At 37.4% G+C, this 4,319-nt stretch carries 5 protein-coding genes; 1 reads left to right on the top strand and 4 read right to left on the bottom strand.

All coding sequences use genetic code 11. The features are described from left to right. Window positions 1-87: 87 nt before the first annotated feature. From cysN to cysC, 3 genes are read right to left on the bottom strand one after another with little or no spacing between them, the layout of a single operon-like run. Window positions 88-1,359 (bottom strand): sulfate adenylyltransferase subunit CysN, encoded by a 1,272-nt coding sequence (gene cysN, locus RLO81_RS20525; RefSeq protein ID WP_350116381.1) that lies wholly within the window; start codon window positions 1,357-1,359, stop codon window positions 88-90. A 21-nt stretch (window positions 1,360-1,380) separates the two neighbouring features. Further along, on the bottom strand, window positions 1,381-2,286 hold the full coding sequence (gene cysD, locus RLO81_RS20520) for a sulfate adenylyltransferase subunit CysD (RefSeq protein ID WP_350116379.1): 906 nt from the start codon (window positions 2,284-2,286) through the stop codon (window positions 1,381-1,383). 3 nt (window positions 2,287-2,289) lie between these two features. Beyond that, on the bottom strand, window positions 2,290-2,883 hold the full coding sequence (cysC, locus tag RLO81_RS20515; RefSeq protein ID WP_350116377.1) for an adenylyl-sulfate kinase: 594 nt from the start codon (window positions 2,881-2,883) through the stop codon (window positions 2,290-2,292). Between the two features lie 84 nt (window positions 2,884-2,967). Between cysC and cysQ the strand changes: the two genes are divergently transcribed. After that, window positions 2,968-3,738, top strand: coding sequence for a 3'(2'),5'-bisphosphate nucleotidase CysQ (gene cysQ / locus RLO81_RS20510; protein ID WP_350116375.1), 771 nt, complete (start codon window positions 2,968-2,970; stop codon window positions 3,736-3,738). On the opposite strand, the gene RLO81_RS20505 is transcribed toward cysQ, so the two are convergent. Next, a partial coding sequence (locus RLO81_RS20505; RefSeq protein ID WP_350116373.1) for an MraY family glycosyltransferase occupies window positions 3,706-4,319 on the bottom strand: 614 nt, incomplete at its 5' end. The genes cysQ and RLO81_RS20505 overlap by 33 nt on opposite strands.

The following is a 4,319-nucleotide window of genomic DNA, read 5'->3' as shown; positions in this document are numbered from 1 at the left end:
TTATCCGATAGGATTCTAACTCATCTTGAGTTTTTGCTGTAGCAGCAGCAATTTCTTCTAATATCGTATTAACCTTTTCTTTCATTATTAAATTATCATTCCTGCACCAACGGTTTCATTACTAAACTCGTCAATAATAATTACCGAGCCGGTATTTCTGTTCTTTCTATATGCGTCAAAAAATAGAGGCCTGGCTGTTTTTACCTGAATTCTGGCAATGTCATTTGCCTTTATTTCTTTATCATTTTCAGATTTCTCTAATGTGTTGACATTGACTTTGTAGCGGACATCCTTGATGATACATTTGGCTTCATTGGAAGTATGTTTTATCAGATATTTTCCGCCTAGCTTCAATGGAGTTATATTAAGCCAGCAAACCATCATGTCAATATCTTGCTCAGCCATAGGCTGATTGTTAGGCTTAGCGATCATGTCGCCTCTGCTAATATCTATTTCATCTTCTAAAGTAATAGCCACAGCCATTGGTGGGAATGCCTCTGAAAGCTCCCCACCCATTGTAGCGATTGACTTTACTCTTGAAGTAAATCCTGATGGAAGCACCACAACCTCTTCACCTTTTCTAAATACACCACCTGCAATATTTCCAGCGTAGCCTCTAAAATCATGGTATTCGTCAGATTGTGGTCTGATCACCCACTGAACCGGGAATCTGCTATCGATAAGGTTTCTGTCGGAGGCTATCTGTACATTTTCAAGTGTCCAAAGTAAAGATGGTCCTTGATACCAATCCATATTTTCTGACCTGTTAACCACATTATCACCATGCAACGCAGAAATGGGAATAAATCGGATATCCGGTATTTCGAGTTTAGCATCAAATCCAAGATATTCTTTTTTGATTTTTTCAAATACCTCTTCAGAATAGTCAACCAAGTCCATTTTATTTATACAAACAATCACATGTTTGATTTGGAGCAATGAGGCTATAAATGAATGTCTTTTAGTTTGTTCGATCACCCCTTTTCTGGCGTCAATTAATATGATTGCCAGATTGGCTGTTGAAGCGCCCGTTACCATATTTCTTGTGTACTGTATATGGCCAGGAGTATCAGCAATGATGAATTTTCTTTTTGGTGTTGCGAAGTATCTATATGCTACATCGATGGTAATACCTTGCTCACGCTCTGCCTTTAAACCGTCAGTTAGTAAAGCCAGGTTTACATGCTCATCGCCCCTGTTCTGTGAAGATTGTTCAATGGCATCGATTTGATCTTCAAAGATTGATTTAGTATCATACATTAATCTTCCAATTAATGTACTTTTCCCATCATCTACACTACCGGCAGTTGTGAACCTTAAAAGGTCCATATCCATATATCCTTTGGTTGTATCGCTCATTGTTTGATTTCAATTTCCTGCTTAAAAATAACCTTGTTTCTTTCTGTCCTCCATAGCGGCTTCCGAGCGTTTATCATCGGCCCTATTGCCTCTTTCAGTTTGTCTGGCTGCTGCCACTTCTTCTATAATATCATCTAAAGTACTTGCCTCAGATTCAATGGCGCCAGTTATGGTCATGCATCCTAATGTTCTGTAGCGGATTACCCTTTCTTCATATTTTTCCCCCTCTAGCAATGTATTATATGGTGAGTCAGCAATCCATACACCTCCTCTGTTTACTACGCTTCTTTTATGCGAGAAATAAATACTAGGAAGGTCTATTTGCTCCTTTTTAATGTATTGCCATACATCCATTTCAGTCCAGTTACTAATAGGAAAAATCCTGAACGATTCTCCAACAGCTTTTTTACCATTGTAAAGATTCCAAAGTTCTGGTCTCTGGTTCTTCGGGTCCCACTGTCCAAAATCATCTCTATGTGAAAAAAATCGCTCCTTCGCTCTTGCTTTCTCTTCATCCCTTCTTCCGCCACCAAATGCGGCATCATATCCGCCTTCTTCTAACTTTTCTAAAAGTGTAATAGATTGCAATGAGTTTCTACTTGGATTCACGCCTCGTTCTTCTTGTGCTGTGCCCCTGTCTATTGAATCTTGTACAAGGCCAACATCAAGAGTCACATTGTATTTTTTTGCCAAGTTATCCCTAAAATCAAGAGCTTCAGGAAAATTATGGCCTGTGTCTATGTGTAGCAATGGGAAAGGTACTTTGGCAGGCCAAAATGCCTTTCTTGCCAAGTGAACCATAGTAATGGAATCTTTACCCCCGGAGAATAGTATGACTGGCTTTTCAAATTGCGCTGCTACTTCCCTAAAAATAAAAATAGCTTCAGCTTCTAGTTGATCTAAGTGTGATAAATTATATGAGGGCATAAATTATTCTTTTACTTTTTTTATTACATTATTAAATAAAATATCTAGTGATTCCTTAAGAGATAATTGATCTGTTTTTAAAACAAGTTGTGGTTTTTCTGGCTCAACAAAAGGGGAGTCAATACCAGTAAAATTTTTAATTTCACCTTTTCTGGCTTTTGCATATAGTCCTTTAACATCACGTTCTTCGCAGATTTCTAATGGGCAACTCACAAAAACTTCATAGTATTTATCACCGATAATTTTTGATGACAGTTCTCTAATTTCTTTTGTGGGGCTAATAAAGGAACAAATTGTAACCGCACCATTATTAGCAAAGAGTTTGGCAGTTTCAGCCGCTCTTCTGATGTTCTCTGTTCTGTCCGCCTCACTAAATCCAAGATTGTTGTTCATACCAGTTCTCAGATTGTCACCATCTAATAGCATTGTATAGACGTTTTCCTGGTGTAGTCTGTTTTCCAGACCTGTTGCTAATGTACTTTTACCCGATCCAGATAGACCAATCATCCAAATGACCATACCCTTTTGATTGAGCAATATCTCTTTATCAGAGCTTTTCAATGATTTATCAAAAATGGGGTGAATATTCTCTGCCATTATGGATATTTTTGGCCAGCAAAATTACTATTAAATAGTCTAAATAATAAATATTCTAAATATACAGTCGGTAAAAAGAACAAAATGGAATTTAATCAGAAGGTATTAATTGATATCGCCAAAAAAGCTGGCCATGAAATATTAGGAATTTATAATGATCCCCAAAAGTTCGAAGTTGTGGATCACAAAGCTGATGATTCTCCACTTACTTTAGCTGATAAAGCATCACATAACGTAATTGTTAAAGAGCTTGGGCACGCATACCCTGACATTCCTATTATTTCTGAAGAAGGGAAAGTGCCTGAATATGATATTAGAGTAAATTATGACTACTATTTTCTTATTGATCCTTTGGATGGAACAAAAGAGTTTATCAACCGAAATGGACAATTCACCGTTAATATAGCAGTTATACATAAAAATAAGCCAGTTCTAGGTGTTGTTTACACACCTGTTTCTGATGAGTTGTATTTTGGTGAATTAGATAAAGAAGCATTCAAAACTGTAGGTACCCAGAAGAAATTTTTAAAGGTTAATAATAGTAAGAATCAACGAATTGCCGTGAGAAGTAAATCTCATGCATCGCCTGAAGAAGAGAGTGTATTGGAAAAATATAATGTTGTCGACAGCATTTCTGTCGGCAGTTCTCTCAAATTCTGTATGGTGGCAGAGGGGAAGGCAGATATATATTACAGGCACGGGCCAACGATGGAATGGGATACGGCTGCTGGTCAGGCAGTTGTTGAGGCTGCGGGAGGAAATGTTTATACTGGCACGGGACCAGATAGTTTTACTTACAACAAGAGGAACCTCTTAAACGGCTCATTTTTGTGTCTGGGCTTTATGGATAACTAATTTGTGTAATACCCACAGAAGTAATAAGGCCAATAGAATGGAACTGGATAATAATTGAAATTCGCTCCATTCTTTTCCTAAAATAGCCAGTCCAATAAAGAGTAAATTAACCACTCCTAGTACTAAGGTTGATTGAGCATGGTTTAAGTCCAACATCAAAAGGGCATGGTGAATATGGTTATTATCGGCATGAAGAGGCGATTTAGCGCTTAATATTCTAAGAATAAATATCCTTAGCGTATCTGTAAGCGGAACTATCAAAATGCAAATGGCCGTACCAATTGTTGCAGAAAACCTGAGTGGGCTTGAAGGGTCTAGATTAAAATTAATATTTATAAAATAGATTGCAAGACAACCTATTAGGAAGCCTATCATCAGCGCTCCTGTATCGCCCATAAAAATTTTGGAGGGGTACCAATTGTAGACTAAAAATGCCATTATCCCACCCAAAAAGGCAAAGCTTATAAAAGAAAGACTCATATTACCCGTAAGATAAAACCATACGCCAAACGAAGAAATGATTATGAATCCTAGTGTTCCTGATAATCCATCAATGCCATCAATCAGATTAAATGAATTAG

This window comes from Fulvivirga sp. (assembly GCF_040220315.1).
Classification (GTDB): Bacteria; Bacteroidota; Bacteroidia; order Cytophagales; family Cyclobacteriaceae; genus Fulvivirga.
The sequence above is the reverse complement of the archived record's forward strand: the minus strand, read 5'-3'. Positions and strand labels throughout refer to the sequence as shown.

What these genes read in the sequence shown, in the direction of transcription:
- cysN (WP_350116381.1), bottom strand. Translation starts at nt 1,359, where the DNA reads ATGAGCGATACAACCAAAGGATATATGGATATGGACCTTTTAAGGTTC.
- cysD (WP_350116379.1), bottom strand. Translation starts at nt 2,286, where the DNA reads ATGCCCTCATATAATTTATCACACTTAGATCAACTAGAAGCTGAAGCT.
- cysC (WP_350116377.1), bottom strand. Translation starts at nt 2,883, where the DNA reads ATGGCAGAGAATATTCACCCCATTTTTGATAAATCATTGAAAAGCTCT.
- cysQ (WP_350116375.1), top strand. Translation starts at nt 2,968, where the DNA reads ATGGAATTTAATCAGAAGGTATTAATTGATATCGCCAAAAAAGCTGGC.